The sequence below is a fragment of the Klebsiella sp. Sb-30 genome (assembly GCF_057652795.1).
Window position 1 is genome coordinate 4,332,383 of record NZ_CM172749.1, and the last position, 18,707, is coordinate 4,351,089.

The following is an 18,707-nucleotide window of genomic DNA, read 5'->3' on the forward strand; positions in this document are numbered from 1 at the left end:
GAATACTCTCCTGAAATAAATGGCGTACATTGTAGCGAAACTGGCGACAAAAGGCTGCCGGCAATCGGCGGCTCTCTTTTCATCCTGCTGATATTGCTTAAATGACTATGGTATAGTCACCTTGCTAAACAGAGTGTATCTTCGTAGGCTTAAACTTGCATCCCACGGTTGAGTCAGAATACTGACAGGAGGGCATGTGGACCAATATTGTGAGTTAATACGCAAGCGGTATGCGGAAATAGCCAGCGGAGACCTAGGGTATATTCCAGATGCGCTGGGTTGCGTGTTGAAAGTATTGAATGAAATTGCGGCGGATGAGGCCCTTTCGGAGTCAGTCAGGGAAAAAGCCGCCTGTGCGGCAGCAAACTTACTGGTGAGCGATTATGTCAATGAATGATACTTATCAACCCATCAACTGTGATGATTATGACAACCTCGAACTTGCCTGCCAGCATCATCTGGTGCTTGTCCTGACGCTCAAAGATGGTGAGCAGCTGCAAGCGAAGGCGAGCGATCTTATCTCGCGCAAAAATATCGAGTATCTGGTGGTGGAACTGAGCGGAAACATTCGCGAGCTACGCCTGGATAAAATCGCCAGCTTCAGCCACCCGGAAATCGGTACCGTGGTGGTAAGCGAGTCCTGAATAAAAACGGGTGGCTCAGCCGCCCGTTTTCCTCCATATCATCTCTACCCCTTCGCCTTCCCGCGCTTCCCCTTCGCAGGTTACGAACAGCGAATCCGCCGCCGCAATCAGCGTCTCACCGTAGAACAGCAGCGGTGTGGTATCGCGGCGCCAGGGGGCAACGCCCAGCTCCTGCCAGATTTTCTTCAGCTTGCGGCCGCCGTGACGGCCGACAATATGCAGATTTCCGCTGGCGCGAAAGCGCACCGTCACCGGCTCTTCACCACGCGGGGCGCGTAACGGTCCGCCTGACCGCAGCGTCAGTTCGCCCAGACCTTCCGGCAGCCGTAGCGGTCGCCGGTAGTCCGGCCACGGTAGCACCACATCCGTCTGGCCAGATTGATATCTGACCCACCACAGCCGCTGCTGATAACGACGCACGGAAAAATCGCCAAGTCGCAGGCAGGGAAAAGCATCCTCCCGCGCCAGCGCGACTTCGCGCCAGATACGCTCCGGCATCTCGCGCGAGGGCATCGGCGCAGAGTGCCCGGCCAGCCAGCGCCGCAGCAGCGCAGCGCGGCGCGGCGCGCTCATGGACGCCAGCGCGTCGATAGCTAATGAACCGTCATCCGCCACCAGTTTTGCCAAATCTTCCGCCAGCAGTTCATCCAGCAGCTGCTCCTGTTCGCCGCACAGGCTGGCGCTACGGGCAACCGCCTCGGAAAAATGGGGCCAGCGCGCGTTAAGCTGCGGAACAACGCGCAGACGGAGGAAGTTACGATCGTAGGTATCATCCTGATTGCTCTCGTCCTCAATCCAGCTAAGCTGATGAGCCAGCGCCCACTGGTGCAGCGTTTCACGACGGGTATTCAGCAGAGGGCGCAGCAGTCGCGTAGCGGCAAACCCCGAGGATGCCGCCATCGCCGCCAGCCCGGTTGGGCCGCTGCCGCGTTTGAGCGCCAACAGGAAGGTTTCACACTGATCGTCGAGGTGCTGAGCCGTCACCAGGGCTTCTCCCGGCTGCAGCGCCATCCGGAAAGCCTGGTAGCGAGCCTGCCGTGCGTGCGCCTCCACGCCCAGGCCATCATCCGCGAGGGTAACGCGCTCGACCACCAGCGGAACCTGCCAGTGCTGGCAAACCTGCTGGCAGTGCGTAACCCAGCTATCGGCATTCGCGCTCAGGCCATGGTGAATATGGATGGCCCGCAGCTGCAGCGTCGGGTCCCGTTCACGCCAGCAGACCAGCTGATGTAAAAGCACCGTCGAATCCAGACCACCGCTGAAGGCGACCAAAAACTGACGATAGGGGTGTAGGGTTTGCGCAATATCGGGCGTCATCATCTTGATAGTGTCGCTGGGGAGATAGCCCGGCACATTATCGGGCCGGGCGCGCTCTGGCAAGGGTTACTGCTGATAAATCTCCAGCGGCAGGCCGTCGGGATCGTTAAAAAAGGTGAAGCGTTTGCCGGTAAAAGGATCGATGCGAATCCCCTCACAGGCCACGCCATGCGCTTCCAGATGGGCCACCGCTGCGTCAATATCATCGACGCTAAAGGCCAGGTGACGCAGCCCACAGGCTTCCGGACGGCTCGGACGGGCGGGAGGAAACGGGAAAGAGAACAGTTCAATGACATACTCGCCATTCAATGCCAGATCGCCCTTCCACGAATCGCGCTCTTCACGATAAAACTCGCTCTGCAACGTAAAGCCCAGAATATCGCAGTAAAAGGCTTTGCTCTGCGCATAATTGGTCGCGATGATAGCAATATGGTGAACCCGTTTTAAACCCAGCATGTCTACTCCTCCAGTTAATGCCATCCAGGTTACTCGCGCCGCTTAGCGCGGCGCAAGCAGTGAGTCATTTTTTAAGACTCGTACCCGGTAGACGCCGTCGTCGTCGCGCTTCGCCCCGTGGATATCCGTTTCAAAGCCCGGATAATGGCGCCCAATCGAGCACAGCATCAGCAGGAAATCGAGCACCGCCCGGCTCTCTTCGGTAATCATCTCTCCGGGCATCAACAGCGGTACGCCCGGCGGGTACGGCAGAATCATATTAGCCGAAATGCGCCCGACCAGATTTTCCAGCTCAATGGTTTCGACTTCACCTTTGATTTGCCGCTGCCAGGCCTGATGCGGCGTCATTTTCATTTCCGGCAGCACGTCAAACGCGCTCAGCATCAGCTGCGACAACTGGTGCTGGCGGATCAGGCGATGGATCCCCTGCGCCAGATCCTGAATACGCATATTGCGATAAAAATCGGGATCTTCCGCGTAGAGATCCGGCAGCATGTTCTTCACTCGCAGGTTGAGATCGTAGGCGCGCTTAAACTCGGTTAAGCCACGTAACAACCCCATCGCCCGGGTTTTATCAATACCAATACTGAACAGGAACAGCAGGTTGTAGGGACCCGTTTTCTCCACTACCACGCCGCGCTCATCGAGGAATTTCGCCACCAGCGCCGCCGGGATCCCCTCATCGTCCATATTGCCCTGTTCATCCATTCCCGGCGTCAGGATCGTCACCTTCACCGGGTCGAGGAACATATGGTTATCGTCAGCATCTTTAAAACCGTGCCAGTTCTCACCGCCTGCCACCGGCCAGCACTGCACCTGCTCGATATTCTCCGGCTGCCAGATATCAAAGAACCAGCCGTCAGTCTCTTCGCGCAGACGCTGGACCTCTTTGCGGAAATCCAGCGCTCGCTCAATGGAGCGTTGGATCAAACGCTTGCCAGAATTGCCGCGCAGCATGGCCGCCGCGGTTTCTATCGAAGCAACGATCGGATAGCTCGGCGACGTCGAGGTGTGCATCATAAACGCTTCATTAAAGGTCTCTTCGTCGTAGCTGCCTTTAATGTGGATAAGCGAGGCCTGCGACAGCGCGGCCAGCATTTTGTGCGTTGATTGTGTTTCGAAGACGACCTTACCCGGAATGCGATCGCCGCTCATCCCGCTTTTCCCCTGGTAGATCGGATGGAAATGAGTGTAAGGCACCCAGGCCGAGTCAAAATGGATCGAGGGCACATCGAGCGTCTCTTTGATCCAGGTGGTGTTATACAGCAGCCCGTCATAGGTGGAGTTGGTAATCACCGCATGTACCGGCCACCCGGCGCCACCCGTGGTATTAACCTTCTGCTGAATGCTGTCGCGGGTAAATTCGCGTTTCGGTATGCCGCCCAGAATACCCAGCGCGTTACGCGTCGGTTTCAGCCACAGCGGCACGACATCGCTCATCATCAGCAGGTGCGCCAGTGACTTATGGCAGTTACGGTCAATCAGCAGCGTGCTGCCCGCCGGTGCCGAATACATGCCGACAATTTTGTTCGAGGTCGAGGTGCCGTTCGTCACCATGTAGCTCTGCTCGGCACCAAAGGCGCGGGCGATATACTCCTCGGCTTCGAGATGCGGGCCGGTGTGATCGAGAAGCGACCCCAGCTCGGTGACCGAAATCGACACGTCGGCTTTCAGCGTATTGCCACCGAAAAAGTCATAAAACAGGCAGCCAACCGGGCTTTTCTGGTACGCGCTTCCCCCCATATGCCCCGGCGTACAGAAGGTATATTTTCCCTCCTGCACATAGTTGAACAGGGCTTTGGTAAACGGCGGGGTAATGTTATCCAGGTATTCGCGCGTGTACTGGGCGATTCGGGTGGCGATCTCTTCTGCCAGGCCAAGCGCGTATTCAAAGAACCACAGCGTCATACGCAGATCCTGGCTGCTGACATCCATCGTCGAATGCGCGTTGATGAAGGCGTATAGCGGGAGATACTCATTCAGCTGATTGATATCGCTGCACAGATCGGCGTTGTACTCATCCCAGTCAAAGATGACCCCGCAGATCCGCGGATTATGTTCAATAAACTGCAGCAGGTCGGCGCTGTTTTGCGGCCAGATAGTCTGAAAGCCTTGCCGTTGCAGGGCCGCTTCCAGCTCTTTGATCGGTTCGTCTTTGTGGTAGACGCCGTGGGGCCCCATGATGGCGATGATATTCACGCTTTCCTCCTGGAATTGACCTGAGTCAGGCATCATATCAATCGCGCTGGCGTATCGCACATAAAAAAGGGGCCGGAAAGTCCGGCCCCAGGCAATATTGACGCGAGAAATAATCAGGCGTAGCCGTAGCTCATCAGACGCTGGTAGCGACGATTTAACAGCTCCTCTTCACTCAGCGTGTCGAGGTCAGCCAGATCCGCCAGCAGCTGCGCCTTCAGGCTTGCCGCAATGGCTTCCGGGTTGCGATGAGCGCCGCCCAGAGGTTCCGGGATAATTGAGTCAATCAGCTTCAGCTCTTTCAGACGCGGAGCGATGATCCCCATTGCTTCGGCCGCCAGCGGGGCTTTATCCGCGCTTTTCCACAGAATGGAGGCGCAGCCTTCCGGCGAAATGACCGAGTAGGTGCTGTACTGCAGCATGTTGACCTTGTCGCCAACGCCGATCGCCAGCGCGCCGCCGGAACCACCTTCCCCGATAACGGTACAGATGACCGGAACGCTCAGACGCGACATTTCGCGCAGGTTACGGGCAATCGCCTCAGACTGGCCGCGCTCTTCCGCGCCCACGCCCGGGTACGCACCCGGAGTGTCGATAAAGGTGATGATCGGCATTTTGAAACGCTCAGCCATCTCCATCAGGCGCAGCGCTTTACGATAGCCTTCCGGCGCCGGCATCCCGAAGTTGCGGCGAATCTTCTCTTTCGTTTCGCGCCCTTTCTGGTGGCCGATAATCATCACCGGACGCCCGTCCAGACGCGCAATACCGCCAACAATGGCTTTATCGTCAGCGTAAGCGCGGTCGCCAGCCAGTTCGTCAAATTCGTCGAATGCCAGGCGAACATAATCCAGGGTGTACGGGCGACGTGGGTGGCGTGCCAGTTGAGCAACCTGCCATGCCCCCAGATCGGCGAAGATTTTACGCGTCAGTTCAACGCTTTTTTCGCGCAGACGATGCACTTCTTCGTCGATGTTAATATCGAGTTTCTCATCCTGACGGCTTACCGCAGTCAGGGAATCGATTTTCGCTTCCAGCTCTGCAATCGGCTGTTCAAAATCAAGGAAATTCAGACTCATAGTATTCCTGTATTAGTCAAACTCCAGTTCCACCTGCTCCGAGCCGATAAGGCCACGCAGATCGTTGAGTAAACGATCGCTCGGAGAGACGCGCCATGTTGCGCCAAAACGCAGCCGCGCGCGCGCATCCGCCCTCTGATAATAGAGGTGTACTGGAATGGTTCCCGAACGGTGGGGTTCCAGAGACTGACGGAGTCGGTTTAAAAGCTGGTCATCAATTTGCCTGTCCGTCAGCGAGATAGCAAGCCCGCGAGCATATTTTTCCCGGGCTTCGTCAATGTCCATGACTTCACGGGCGGTCATTTTAAGCCCCCCGCTGAAGTCATCAAAGCTGACCTGTCCGCTGACGATAAGTATGCGGTCTTTTTCCAGCAATTGCTGATATTTATCCAGCGCGTCGGTAAATAACATCACCTCCAGACGCCCGGAACGGTCATCCAACGTACAGATACCGATACGATTGCCGCGCTTGGTGACCATTACCCGCGCAGCAATAACGAGCCCCGCCGCCGTGGTGACTTTACCACGATCGGTCGGATGCATGTCTTTGAGTCTCACGCCGCCAACATAGCGCTCAATCTCTTTCAAATACTGGTTGATAGGATGGCCCGTCAGGTACAGCCCCAGGGTCTCCCTTTCACCATCCAGCACCACCTGCTCCGGCCACGGCTGGCAGTTGGCATAGGATTGCTCGATTTGCTCCGGCTCTTCCGCCAGCACCCCGAACATATCCGCCTGGCCAATCGCTTCGGCTTTCGCATGCTGATCGGCGGCCTTCAGCGCATCGCCCAGCGAATTCATTAATGCCGCGCGATGCGGCCCGAGACGGTCAAACGCCCCGGACATAATCAGTTTTTCCAGCACCCGGCGGTTCAGCTTTTTGGTATCGGTGCGGGCGCAAAGATCGAACAACTCGCGGAAATAACCACCGTTGTTACGCGCTTCAATAATGGCTTCGATCGGGCCTTCGCCGACCCCTTTAATCGCGCCGATACCATAGACGATTTCACCGTCGTCATTCACGTGGAAATGGTACAGACCGGAGTTAATATCCGGCGGCAGGATTTTCAGGCCCATCCGCCAGCACTCGTCGACCAGCCCCACCACTTTTTCGGTGTTATCCATATCCGCGGTCATCACCGCCGCCATAAACTCGGCCGGATAGTGCGCTTTCAGCCACAGCGTCTGGTAGGAGACCAGTGCATAGGCTGCCGAGTGCGATTTGTTAAATCCGTAGCCGGCGAATTTCTCCACCAGGTCAAAGATTTTGATCGCCAGCTCGCCGTCAATGCCGTTTTTCCTGGCCCCTTCTTCAAAGGTACCGCGCTGCTTGGCCATCTCTTCCGGCTTTTTCTTACCCATCGCACGACGCAGCATATCCGCGCCGCCGAGGGTATAGCCTGAGAGCTCCTGGGCAATCTGCATGACCTGTTCCTGATACAGGATAATGCCATACGTCGGCTCAAGCACCGGTTTCAGACACTCATGCTGCCACTGCACGTCCGGGTAAGAGATCTCTTCGCGGCCGTGTTTACGGTCGATAAAGTTATCTACCATCCCCGATTGCAGCGGCCCCGGACGGAACAGGGCCACCAGCGCGATCATATCTTCGAAGCAGTCGGGCTGCAGGCGTTTAATCAGATCTTTCATGCCGCGCGATTCAAGCTGGAAAACCGCGGTGGTTTCCGAGCGTTGCAGCATATCGAAGCTTTTCTTATCGTCCAGCGGGATCGCCGCGATATCCAGCGGCGGCTCGCCGTGTTTCGCCCGCCGCTTGTTGATCATCTCCAGCGCCCAGTTGATGATGGTCAGCGTACGCAGGCCAAGGAAGTCGAACTTCACCAGCCCGGCGTATTCGACGTCGTTCTTATCAAACTGGGTGACCGGATGGAGACCGGCTTCATCGCAATATAGCGGGGCGAAGTCGGTAATTTTGGTCGGGGCGATAACCACGCCCCCCGCATGCTTACCGGCGTTACGCGTGACGCCTTCCAGCTTACGCGCCATGTCGATCAGCGCTCTGACCTCTTCGTCAGCTTCGTAGATCTCCGGCAGCTGCGGCTCGGCCTCAAACGCTTTCGCCAGCGTCATACCCGGGTCGGGCGGCACCAGTTTTGAGATCCGATCCACGAACCCGTACGGGTGGCCGAGCACGCGGCCCACGTCACGAATAACCGCTTTCGCTGCCATCGTACCGAAGGTGATGATCTGCGATACCGCGTCGCGACCGTACATCTCCGCCACGTGCTCGATAACCTGATCGCGCTTCTCCATGCAGAAGTCGACGTCAAAGTCGGGCATCGATACACGTTCAGGGTTCAGGAAACGTTCAAACAGCAGATCGAATTCCAGCGGATCCAGATCGGTGATTTTTAAGGCGTAGGCGACTAACGACCCGGCGCCGGAACCACGTCCCGGCCCTACCGGTACGCCGTTATCCTTGGACCACTGGATAAACTCCATGACGATCAGGAAGTAGCCGGGGAAGCCCATCTGGTTAATTACCTGAAGTTCGATATCCAGTCGTTCATCGTATTCAGGTCGGCGTTTAAGCCGCTCTTCAGGATCAGGGAACAGGAAAGCCAGACGCTCTTCCAGGCCCTCTTTTGATTTTTTAACCAGATAATCTTCCGTCGTCATATCCCCGGTCGGGAACTGCGGCAGGAAGTATTCGCCAAGACGCACGGTAACGTTGCAGCGCTTGGCGATTTCGACGGTATTTTCCAGCGCCTCCGGAATATCGGAGAACAGCTCGCACATTTCATCTTCGCTGCGCATATATTGCTGCGGCGAGTATTTGCGCGGGCGCTTCGGATCGTCCAGGGTAAAGCCGTCATGGATCGCGACGCGGATCTCATGCGCATCGAAATCACCGGTTTCCAGGAAACGCACATCGTTGGTCGCCACGACCGGTAAACCGCGTTCTTCAGCCAGCCGCACGGCGGCGTGTAAATAGGCCTCTTCATCGGCGCGGCCGGTGCGGATCAGCTCCAGATAGTAGCGATCCGGGAAATGCTGCTGGTAGAAAGAGAGACATTGATCGACCAGCGCCATATTGCCACGCGTCAGGCTGACGCCAACATCGCCTTTACGCGCGCCGGAAAGCAGGATCAGCCCTTCCTGATGTTCGGCCAGCCAGTCCCGGTCAATCCACGGCCCCAGCGCGCCATAGCCGCGTTGATAGGCACGTGAAATCAGCAGCGTCAGGTTTTGATAACCCACATTGTTGGCCGCCAGCACCGTGAGTTCGGTGAACTCATCGCCCATCAGTTCGCTCTGGACGTGAAAATCCGCGCCGACGATAGGCTTCAGGCCCGCGCCATGTCCCGCTCCGTAGAACTTCACCAGTCCGCACAGGTTAGTAAAATCGGTGATCGCCAGCGCAGGCATGCCAAGCGAGGCCGCCTTTTTCACCAGCGGCCCGGTTTTTGCCAGCCCATCGATCATGGAATAGTCGCTATGCACCCGCAGGTGGACGAAACGTGGTTCAGACATCTTCAGATTCCGGTTTACTTATTTCTCGACACAAGAATCAGGACGCAAGGCCCAGCGCGCGTTTTACCGGGCCAAAACTACGCCGATGATGCTCGGTTGCGCCATGTTCGATCAGTTTTTCCAGATGGAAAGCGGTAGGATAGCCTTTATGCTGCGCAAAGCCGTATTGAGGAAATTCAAGGTCCAGCTCAGCCATTTCCGCATCGCGCGCGACTTTAGCCAGAATAGACGCTGCGCTGATTTCTGCCACCCGGCTGTCGCCTTTGACCACCGCCTGTGAAGGCACAGGCAGCGGCGGGCAGCGGTTGCCATCGATCAGCACAAACTCCGGCACAACCGGCAGAGCAGCAACGGCGCGCTGCATCGCCAGCATGGTCGCATGCAGAATATTCAGCTCGTCTATTTCGTGCGGTTCCGCACGGCCGAAACTCCAGGCCAACGCTTTCTCTTTGATTTCATCGAACAGCGCCAGACGACGCTTTTCGCTTAATTTTTTGGAGTCATTCAGACCCACAATTGGCCGTGCCGGGTCAAGGATCACCGCGGCGGTCACGACCGCTCCGACCAGAGGTCCCCGACCGACTTCGTCTACGCCGGCGACCAGGTGAGTATGCGGATACACAAACTCAATCATTTTGCTAACTCCAGTACTGCGTCCGCCGCCTGCTCATCCGCATTACAACGAATTTGTTGATGCAGCGCGCGGAAAGTGTCATGCATGTCATGGCTGGTTTTACCATCGGCCAGCAGCGGCCGCAGCGCATCCGCCAGCAACGCAGGCTGGCACTCATCCTGCAGCAGCTCTTTGACCAGCTCGCGGCCGGCCAGCAGGTTCGGCAACGAAACGTAGTCGGTTTTCACCAGTCGTTTCGCCAGCCAGAAAGTGAACGGCTTCATGCGATAGCCAACCACCATTGGACACTTGGCCAGCATGCACTCCAGCGCCGCGGTTCCGGAAGCCAGCAGGGCCGCATCGCTGGCGATCATGGCATCGCGCGCCTGACCATCCAGCAGATGTACCGTAAGATCCGGCGCCGTTTCCGCTTTAATACGTTCGAACTGCTCCCGCCTTCTGGCATTCACCAGCGGCACCAGGACCTGCAGGTCGGGATAATCTTTGCGCAGAATCTGCGCGGTTTTCAGAAAGTCTGCGCTGAGCATTTCGACCTCAGCGCCGCGACTGCCCGGCAGCAGCGCCAGGCAGTGCACATCCCGGGCAATGCCCAGGCGATCCCGCGCGGCGCCTTTATCCGGATCCAACGGCATGGCATCCGCCATGGTATGGCCGATAAAGCGGCAGGGAACGTTAAATTTGTCGTAAAACGCTTTTTCGAAAGGCAGAAATGCCAGTACCAGATCGGTGGATCTGCCAATTTTGAAAACGCGTTTTTGCCGCCATGCCCAAACTGACGGGCTGACGTAATGGATCGTTTTGATACCCTGCTTCTTCAGATTACCTTCGAGGGTGATATTGAAGTCAGGCGCATCAATCCCGACGAATACGTCTGGTTTAAGCTCGGTAAATCGCCGGGTGAGATCGGCGCGGATATGCAGCAGGCGACGCAGGCGACCGAGCACTTCGACAATGCCCATCACCGCCAGCTCTTCCATCTCATACCAGGCCTCACAGCCTTCGGCCTGCATCAATGGCCCCGCCACGCCGACAAAGCGGGCATCGGGAATACGTGCTTTAAGGGCGCGGATGAGACCTGCACCAAGAATATCGCCGGAGGTTTCTCCGGCGACCAGGGCAATCGTCAGGGGACGCTGTGCAGACATTAACGAATCAGACCGCGCGTGGAGCGGGCGAAGAAATCGACAAATGGCTGAACTTCAGGATACTGAGTCGCCAGCTCGGCGATTTCCGGCTTCGCTTCATCCAGCGTTTTCCCGCTGCGGTACAGCAGTTTGTACGCATTGCGAATCGCGGTGATGGCTTCGCGGCTAAAGCCACGGCGCTTCAGCCCTTCAATATTGACGCCATACGGCGTTGCGTGGTTGCCCTGGGCAATCACGAACGGCGGGACATCCTGCGCGACGCCGGAGCAGCCGCCGACCATGACGTGTGCGCCGATAATGCAGAACTGATGGACTGCCGTCATGCCGCCGATGATAACGAAATCATCCAGCGAGACATGGCCGGCGAGCGTGGCATTGTTGGCCAGAATACAGCGGTTTCCGACCGTACAATCGTGCGCGACGTGAGCGTTGATCATCAGCAGGTTATCGCTGCCCACCTTCGTTAATCCACCACCCTGTACTGTGCCACGATGGATGGTGACGCTTTCGCGGATGCGGTTGCGGTCGCCAATTTCCACACGCGTCGGTTCACCAGCGTATTTCAGGTCCTGGTTAACTTCACCGATGGAAGCGAACTGATAGATCTCGTTATCACGACCAATTCTGGTATGGCCGTTAACAACAACATGAGACTTCAGTACGGTACCTTCGCCAATTTCGACGTTAGCACCAACAATACAAAACGGGCCAATGTGGGCGTTAGCACCGATAACGGCGCCTTCTTCCACGATGGCAGTCGGATGAACAAAGGCGGTTTTATCAATCACGTATCAGGCCTCCCGGCTACGCGCACACATCATCGTTGCTTCGCAAACCACTTTACCATCAACCAGCGCGACGCCTTTAAAACGAGTCAGGCCGCGACGGGTTTTCTCGAAAGTGACTTCCATAATCATCTGATCGCCTGGTACTACCGGACGTTTGAAACGCGCTTCATCAATCCCGGCGAAGTAATAGAGTTCACCCGGTTCGAGCTTACCTACGCTTTTGAATGCCAGAATGCCGGTGGCCTGCGCCATCGCTTCCAGAATCAGCACGCCCGGTAAAATCGGTTTACCAGGGAAGTGCCCCTGGAAAAACGGCTCGTTAACAGAAACATTTTTTACTGCGCGCAGAAAACGACCTTCTTCAAAATCCAGCACACGGTCTACCAGCAGGAACGGGTAGCGGTGAGGGAGAAGTTCCAGAATCTCTTCAATGTGCAGAGTATGAGTTTCAGTAGTCAAAATACTCTTCCTGTCTAAATATACTAAAAGGCAATAATAACACGGCCTGCGGCAATCTTATGAATGCAACAGGCCGAAAATTTTTACACTTCATCTCTCTGGCAGTGTCTTTGTCAGCGGTGGTTGCCGCCCGGATACTGCTTTGCATGATTTTGTGTGTCAACTGATGCGCTAATCTTGCTGATTAACCTTACGCTCAATCGATTTGAGGCGTTTGTTTATCTCATCAATATTCATCACCAGCGCCGCGGTTTTACGCCACACCTTATTCGGTTGCAGCGGAATCCCTGAAGAATAGACGCCAGGCTCGGTGATAGGACGCATGACCATCCCCATACCGGTGACGGTGACTTTGTCGCAGATTTCCATATGTCCGTTGATTACGCTGGCTCCGCCAATCATGCAGTAACGGCCAATTTTCAGGCTGCCTGCCATGATAACGCCACCTGCAACGGCAGTATTGTCACCAATCACAACGTTATGCGCAATCTGACACTGGTTATCAATGATAACGCCATTGCCAATCACGGTATCATCCAGCGCACCACGGTCAATGGTCGTACAGGCGCCGATCTCCACGCGATCGCCAATGATGACGCGACCGAGCTGCGGGATCTTCACCCAGTTGCCGCGGTCGTTGGCATAGCCGAAACCATCGGCACCGATAACGGTGCTGGACTGAATCAGGCAATTCTCACCGATCTCAATCTCGTGGTAAACGGTCACGTTGGCCCACAAACGGGAGCCAGCACCAATTTTGGTCTTTTTCCCAACGAAGCACCCGGCGCCAATCACCACATTGTCACCCAGCACAACATCAGATTCGATCACGGCGTTAGGGCCAATCGAGACGTTTTTACCCAGCGTCGCCGTGGCATCAATCACCGCACTCGGGGCGATATCCTGCGCCGGCTGCGGCGTGGTATCCAGAATTTGAGCCATTCGCGCATAGGTCAGGTAGGGATTACGCACTACCAGTGCAGCGCTTTGGGCAAAAGGTAAATCATCCTGCGTCATGACAACGGCAGAAGCCTGGCAAGCGGCCAGGTGCTCACGGTACTTAGGGTTGACCATGAACGTAATATGACCTGCTTTTGCAGTCTGCATGGACGCAACGCCGGTGATGACGATATCGCCATCACCGTGTAATTCTGCATCCAACTGCTGTGCTAGATCAGCCAGTCGAATAGAAGGCATTACTTATTTAACCTGTTTCAGCACATCAGCGGTGATGTCTTTTACATCGCTGCTGTTGTATGCAACGGCATTAGAATCAACAACCAGGTCGATGCTCTGGCTGCTCGCTACGCTTTTCACAGCAGTCTGGATACGGTTAACCAGTTTGCCGCGCTCTTCGTTGGAGCGACGTGCACGATCCTGCTCAAAAGACTGCGCCTTCTGAGAGAAGGTCTGGCGCTGAGCCATGACGTCTTTTTCCAGCTTGGTACGGTCAGCACCCGGTTTCATGGACTGCAGACGCTGCATTTTGGACTGCAGATCGCCTTCCATACGCTGCAGCTCGCTCGCGCGGCCTTTGAACTCGTTTTCCAGCGTGTTAGAAACGCCTGTTTTCTGGGCAACCTGTTGGAACAGGCTGTTCATGTTAACCATTGCAATTTTATCTGCCGCCTGAGCGGAAGTTACCATTGCTAAACCCAGACCTGCAGCTAATAACCACTTTTTCACAATTAACTCCTTACCATCCCATGAGTACCCAGGGGTACCGTTATTTGCGTGGCCAGGCGATAACCGTGATTATCGCCTAAAGTCAGCGCTATACTGCACTTACATTCCATTGCTGCCCGCAATTACCAGGTTTTACCAATGTTAAACTGGAACTGCTCGGCCTTGTCTCCTTCGTACTTTTTAAACGGTTGGGCGTAGGAGAATACCAACGGCCCCAACGGCGACATCCACTGTACCGCAATACCAGCGGACATACGGATGTTGCTCGGATCACCGTAATCCGGATAACCCGCGTAAGCGCTCGAATCCCAGTGAGTATCCCACACGGTACCCATATCCCAGAAGAAGGAGGTACGGACCGAGTTAGCATATTTGTCGCTGATAAACGGCGTCGGAGTAATCAGCTCCAGGCTGGCCACGGCCATGGCGTTACCGCCCACTGCATCATCCGATTTACACGGTGCAGATTCAGTGCTCTTACAGTTACTGTCATAGTTATCATCGCCATCGTGGCGATTGCTGGCCGGGAAATAAACCGCTTTCGGACCAATGGTGTTCGACTGGAACCCGCGCACGGTGCTTGAACCACCGGCATAGAAGTTCTCGTAGAACGGCATCTCTTTGCTGCCAATACCGTCGCCATAGCCGAAGCGAGTACGTCCCAGAACCACCCATTTGTGATCGTTATCGATCGGCACGTAGGTCGCGGTATCCAGCGTAGCTTTGTAGTATTCGTTATCAGAACCTGGAATGGTCACTTTACCATTCAGGTTGACACGCGAACCTTCCGTCGGGAAGAAGCCGCGGTCGAGCTTGTTATAGGTCCAACCGTAGTTGAAGGTGAAGTCGTTGGCGCTGAATGAGTTTTTATCATCGGTATTTTCCGGATATTGACCCATTGAGTTCAGATAACGCCACATCGACACCTGCGGCTGCATATTGGACAGGGAGTTATGGACATACCCTAAGCCCGCGCGCAGCGTATTGTATTCGTTAACCGGGAAGCCCAGCGTAACGTCCGTACCATAGCTTTTGTTGGTATAGTCAGACAGATCCGCATCGTTCGCGTCGAAGTCGTTATAGAAAATACGACCACCGAGACTCACGCCATCAACGGTGAAATACGGGTTAGTGACCGACAGTTCAGTATAGGTCTGGTAATCGTTTTTGGTGCCGTTAATTCCGACGGAATAGCCGGTACCCAACCAGTTGTCCTGCTGAACACCGGCCTGGAAGCTGACGCCACTTTCCGTACCGTAGCCGATACCAAAGTTGAAGCTACCGGTGTTACGTTCTTTGACTTTATAGACTACGTCGACCTGATCCGGGCTGCCCGGTACGCGCTGCGTATCGGTATCGACCGTTTCAAAATAGCCTAAGCGGTTGAGACGATCTTTACCCTGGTCGACCAGATCGCTGCCCAGCCATGCCCCTTCCATCTGACGCATTTCGCGACGCAGAACGGAGTCTTTGGAGGTGTCGTTGCCCTCGAAGCGAATTTTACGTACGTAGTAACGGTTGCCCGCATCGACGTTGACGTGCAGCTTCACGGTCTTATCGCTATCGTTAATTTCCGGCTGAGACTGGACGCGCGGATAAGCGTAGCCATAGCGACCGAGGAGTTTCTTAATATCATTCTCCATTTTGGTCACTTTGGCGCCGTTATACAGCTCGCCCGGCTCGACTTTGGTCAACGCTTCGATTTCTGCCGAATGTCCCGCCAGATCGCCCGTCACCTGAACACCAGAAAGCTTGTACTGCTCGCCTTCAGTGATATTCACGGTGATATAGATGCCTTTTTTATCCGGCGTCAGGCTCACCTGAGTGGAGTCGATGTTGAAACGTGCGTAACCGCGATCCAGGTAGTAACTGCGCAGGGTTTCGAGATCCCCGGCCAGCTTCTGCTTCTGGTATTTGCGATCGCCGACCACGTTCCACCACGGCACTTCATCGCGCAGCTGGAATGTTGAGATCAGTTCATCGGTACTGAACGCATGGTTACCGACAATATTAATCTGCTGGATTTTCGCCGAGACGCCCTCCTGGAATACCAGTTTCAGGTCGACGCGGTTACGCGGCAGCGGCGTAACGACAGCTTTTACGCTGGCGCTGTACTTACCGACGCTGTAGTAGAAATCTTCCAGCCCTTTCTCGATATCAGCGAGGGTCGTGCGGTCAAGGGACTCCCCAACGCGAACGCCGGATGCCTCAAGGTTTTGCTTGAGCATGTCATCCTTCACCGACTTATTACCGGAGAAAGTGATGCTGGCAATCGTTGGGCGCTCTTTCACCTGCACCAACAGGGTATCACCATCGCGCAGGACGCGGACGTCCTCAAAGTTGCCAGTGGCAAACAAAGCACGAATGGTGTTACTGATATCATCATCGGTCACCGTATCGCCAGGACGCACGGGCATACTGAGGAGGGCCGCACCAACAGCGACACGCTGCAAGCCTTCGAAATGAATGTCCTTCACCACGAACCCTTCAGCACCGTATACGGTTGCGCTGCTAAACAGCAGCGACGCTATGAGCAACTTTTTCATCGCCATCGTTATTATGCGTTCTTCCTAACAAACTCTCTTACAACCGAGAGAAATCATTGAAAAGTGCAAGCCCCATTAACAACACCAGCAGTATTGAGCCAATGCGATAACTAAAGTCTTGAACTCGCTCGGATACCGGCCCGCCCTTCAGCTTTTCAATCGCCAAAAATAGCAGGTGCCCCCCGTCCAGGACGGGAAGCGGGAACAGATTGATTATTCCGAGGTTCACGCTAATCAGCGCAAGGAACATCAGATAGTAAATCAATCCAAACTCCGCTGACATTCCAGCCCCCTGGGCGATAGAAATCGGCCCGCTGAGGTTGTTCAGTTTGACATCACCGGTTATCAATTTACCCAGCATCCTGACGGTTAATGACATCAGTTGCCAGGTTTTATCCGTGGCTTCAGCAATGGCGGCAAACGGCCCGTACTGACGCACTGTTTTATATTCATCAGGCAGCGGGATGACCTTAGGTACGACCCCTGCAAACCCTTCGGCTTTACCTTTTGCGGATCGGCTATCTGGCGTCAGCGTAACAGACAAGGGACTCCCCTGTCGCTCGATGTCCAGAATCAGCGCCTTACCCGGATTATCACGCACCAGATTTACAAACGTCATCCACTGCGTTAACGGTTGACCATCGACTTTAACGATCCTGTCGCCCGCTTGCAAACCGGCCTTCTGCGCCGCCGAACCAGATTGTACTTCAGCCAGCACCGTATCAATCTGCGCGCTGCGAGGCTGAATACCCAGCGATGTCACCGGATCTTGTTTATCCGGCTCAAACGCCCAGTGCCGCAGATCGAGGATTTTATCCTGGCGCTGACTGCTCCCGAAAGGGGCGACCGTAACTATTGTTTGCTCGTCGCCTATCTTCGAGACCAGCGCCATACGCACTGCATCCCAATCAGGCGTTTCGATGCCATCTATCGCTTTAAGTTCCGTTCCTTTTGCAATTTGTGCGTGTGCGGCAATCGAGTCGGGTACTATTTCACCAACAACCGGACGGACACCAGGGACACCGATGATAAACACCAGCCAGTAGGCAAAGATGGCAAAAATGAAGTTCGCGACAGGACCAGCGGCAATGATGGCCGCACGCTGGCCAACGGTTTTGTTATTGAAAGCGTAGTGGCGCATCTCAGGCGCCACCGGCTCGACGCGTTCGTCGAGCATTTTGACATAGCCGCCGAGTGGAATAAGAGCGATGACGAATTCCGTTCCCTGCTTGTCAAAACGTCGCCATAACGCTTTACCAAAGCCGATGGAAAAGCGTTCAACGCGAACGCCGCAGCGACGAGCCACCCAGAAATGGCCAAACTCATGCACGGTGATCAATACGCCCAGCGCAATGATAAAGGCAGCCAAATTCCAGAGAACGCTTAGCATAAAACCTTCCGTCAAATCGTCCTGAAGACCAACAATAGCAGACAAGCAAACACCGGTACCGCCGCCGTCAGGCTATCGATACGATCCAGTATTCCACCGTGTCCGGGAATCAGATGACCGCTATCCTTAATGCCGGCCTCTCGCTTAAACATACTCTCTGTCAGATCGCCCAGCACCGATGCCAGTGCCGCAACAACGGAACACACCAGTAATACCGTTGGGGTAACATCCAGATTTGCCCACTGACCGTAGGCCCAGGAGATGACCGCTGCCGTCACCAGGCCGCCGAAGAACCCCTGCCAGGTTTTACCCGGAGACACTTTCGGTGCCAGCTTATGCTTGCCGAACATCTTGCCAAACATATAGGCGCCAGAATCCGCGCCCCAGACCAGAATCATCACGTACAGCAGCCACAGCGCGCCGCTGTAATGGTTATCCGCATAATGCCAGGCGCGCAGCGCCAGCATGCCCCAGAAGAACGGGACGATGGTCAGAATACCAAAGATCAGACGCAGCGCTTTCGAGTTGCGCCAGAAAGCAGCGGAGGCCGGGTAAGAAAGCACCAGCAGCAGCGCCACAATCCACCAGCCAAACGACGCCCAGAGCGATCCCTCAACCAACGGTTGATGAACGTCGTAGTGATATTCCGGCATCAGGAAAAGCATCAACGCCAGTAGCAGGCCACACAGCAGCGCCAGCCAGATGCGTTGTGAAGTTGAAGTGAAACCGCTAAATTGCCCCCACTCCCACGCAGCGAGCATACACACCACGAGCGTGACGATGGCAAAACCCGCAGGCGGCAACAGAAAAAGCGCCGCAATCACCACGGGGATTAAAACGAAAGCCGATATCAGGCGATACTTCAGCAAAAGTGA

At 55.4% G+C, this 18,707-nt stretch carries 16 protein-coding genes; 2 read left to right on the forward strand and 14 right to left on the reverse strand.

All coding sequences use genetic code 11. The features are described 5' to 3' along the window. Positions 1-196 precede the first annotated feature (196 nt). The gene (locus AC236I_RS20335; protein WP_004858155.1) at positions 197-397 is read left to right on the forward strand and encodes a YaeP family protein; all 201 of its coding nucleotides are present in this window, start codon (positions 197-199) and stop codon (positions 395-397) included. Continuing rightward, positions 384-644, forward strand: coding sequence for a Rho-binding antiterminator (rof, locus tag AC236I_RS20340; RefSeq protein WP_004858152.1), 261 nt, complete (start codon positions 384-386; stop codon positions 642-644). Before AC236I_RS20335 ends, rof begins: the two co-directional genes overlap by 14 nt. A gap of 15 nt (positions 645-659) precedes the next feature. Here rof and tilS read toward each other — a convergent pair whose 3' ends face one another. From tilS to cdsA, 14 genes are all read right to left on the reverse strand, one after another. Continuing rightward, complete coding sequence (tilS, locus tag AC236I_RS20345; RefSeq protein ID WP_048024667.1) at positions 660-1,961, reverse strand: tRNA lysidine(34) synthetase TilS; 1,302 nt, start codon at positions 1,959-1,961, stop codon at positions 660-662. A 66-nt stretch (positions 1,962-2,027) separates the two neighbouring features. Then, entirely contained in the window at positions 2,028-2,417 is a 390-nt protein-coding gene (locus tag AC236I_RS20350) for a VOC family protein (RefSeq protein WP_004858147.1), read from the reverse strand. Between the two features lie 42 nt (positions 2,418-2,459). Further along, positions 2,460-4,616 carry a lysine decarboxylase LdcC gene (locus tag AC236I_RS20355; protein ID WP_015585100.1) on the reverse strand — a complete coding sequence of 719 codons (2,157 nt, stop codon included), beginning with the start codon at positions 4,614-4,616 and terminating at the stop codon, positions 2,460-2,462. 113 nt (positions 4,617-4,729) lie between these two features. Then, positions 4,730-5,689: an acetyl-CoA carboxylase carboxyl transferase subunit alpha gene (gene accA / locus AC236I_RS20360; RefSeq protein WP_015585101.1), complete on the reverse strand. Its 960-nt coding sequence runs from the start codon at positions 5,687-5,689 to the stop codon at positions 4,730-4,732. A 12-nt stretch (positions 5,690-5,701) separates the two neighbouring features. Then, positions 5,702-9,184: a DNA polymerase III subunit alpha gene (dnaE, locus tag AC236I_RS20365; RefSeq protein WP_487608623.1), complete on the reverse strand. Its 3,483-nt coding sequence runs from the start codon at positions 9,182-9,184 to the stop codon at positions 5,702-5,704. 37 nt (positions 9,185-9,221) lie between these two features. Beyond that, positions 9,222-9,818: a ribonuclease HII gene (rnhB, locus tag AC236I_RS20370; RefSeq protein WP_004858138.1), complete on the reverse strand. Its 597-nt coding sequence runs from the start codon at positions 9,816-9,818 to the stop codon at positions 9,222-9,224. Continuing rightward, on the reverse strand, positions 9,815-10,963 hold the full coding sequence (gene lpxB, locus AC236I_RS20375) for a lipid-A-disaccharide synthase (protein ID WP_032716599.1): 1,149 nt from the start codon (positions 10,961-10,963) through the stop codon (positions 9,815-9,817). Before lpxB ends, rnhB begins: the two co-directional genes overlap by 4 nt. Beyond that, positions 10,963-11,751: an acyl-ACP--UDP-N-acetylglucosamine O-acyltransferase gene (gene lpxA, locus AC236I_RS20380; protein WP_004858134.1), complete on the reverse strand. Its 789-nt coding sequence runs from the start codon at positions 11,749-11,751 to the stop codon at positions 10,963-10,965. The genes lpxB and lpxA overlap by 1 nt, the downstream gene beginning before the upstream one ends. 3 nt (positions 11,752-11,754) lie before the next feature. Beyond that, a complete protein-coding gene (gene fabZ, locus AC236I_RS20385) occupies positions 11,755-12,210 on the reverse strand; it encodes a 3-hydroxyacyl-ACP dehydratase FabZ (protein WP_004858132.1) in 456 nt (151 codons plus the stop codon). A gap of 171 nt (positions 12,211-12,381) precedes the next feature. After that, positions 12,382-13,407: a UDP-3-O-(3-hydroxymyristoyl)glucosamine N-acyltransferase gene (gene lpxD / locus AC236I_RS20390; protein ID WP_004858130.1), complete on the reverse strand. Its 1,026-nt coding sequence runs from the start codon at positions 13,405-13,407 to the stop codon at positions 12,382-12,384. Positions 13,408-13,410: 3 nt separating this feature from the next. Continuing rightward, complete coding sequence (gene skp / locus AC236I_RS20395; RefSeq protein WP_004858127.1) at positions 13,411-13,896, reverse strand: molecular chaperone Skp; 486 nt, start codon at positions 13,894-13,896, stop codon at positions 13,411-13,413. A 122-nt stretch (positions 13,897-14,018) separates the two neighbouring features. Continuing rightward, on the reverse strand, positions 14,019-16,448 hold the full coding sequence (gene bamA / locus AC236I_RS20400) for an outer membrane protein assembly factor BamA (protein ID WP_004858125.1): 2,430 nt from the start codon (positions 16,446-16,448) through the stop codon (positions 14,019-14,021). A 31-nt stretch (positions 16,449-16,479) separates the two neighbouring features. After that, the gene (gene rseP, locus AC236I_RS20405; protein ID WP_004858123.1) at positions 16,480-17,832 is read right to left on the reverse strand and encodes a sigma E protease regulator RseP; all 1,353 of its coding nucleotides are present in this window, start codon (positions 17,830-17,832) and stop codon (positions 16,480-16,482) included. Between the two features lie 11 nt (positions 17,833-17,843). Then, positions 17,844-18,701, reverse strand: coding sequence for a phosphatidate cytidylyltransferase (gene cdsA, locus AC236I_RS20410; RefSeq protein WP_015585104.1), 858 nt, complete (start codon positions 18,699-18,701; stop codon positions 17,844-17,846). Positions 18,702-18,707 lie beyond the last annotated feature (6 nt).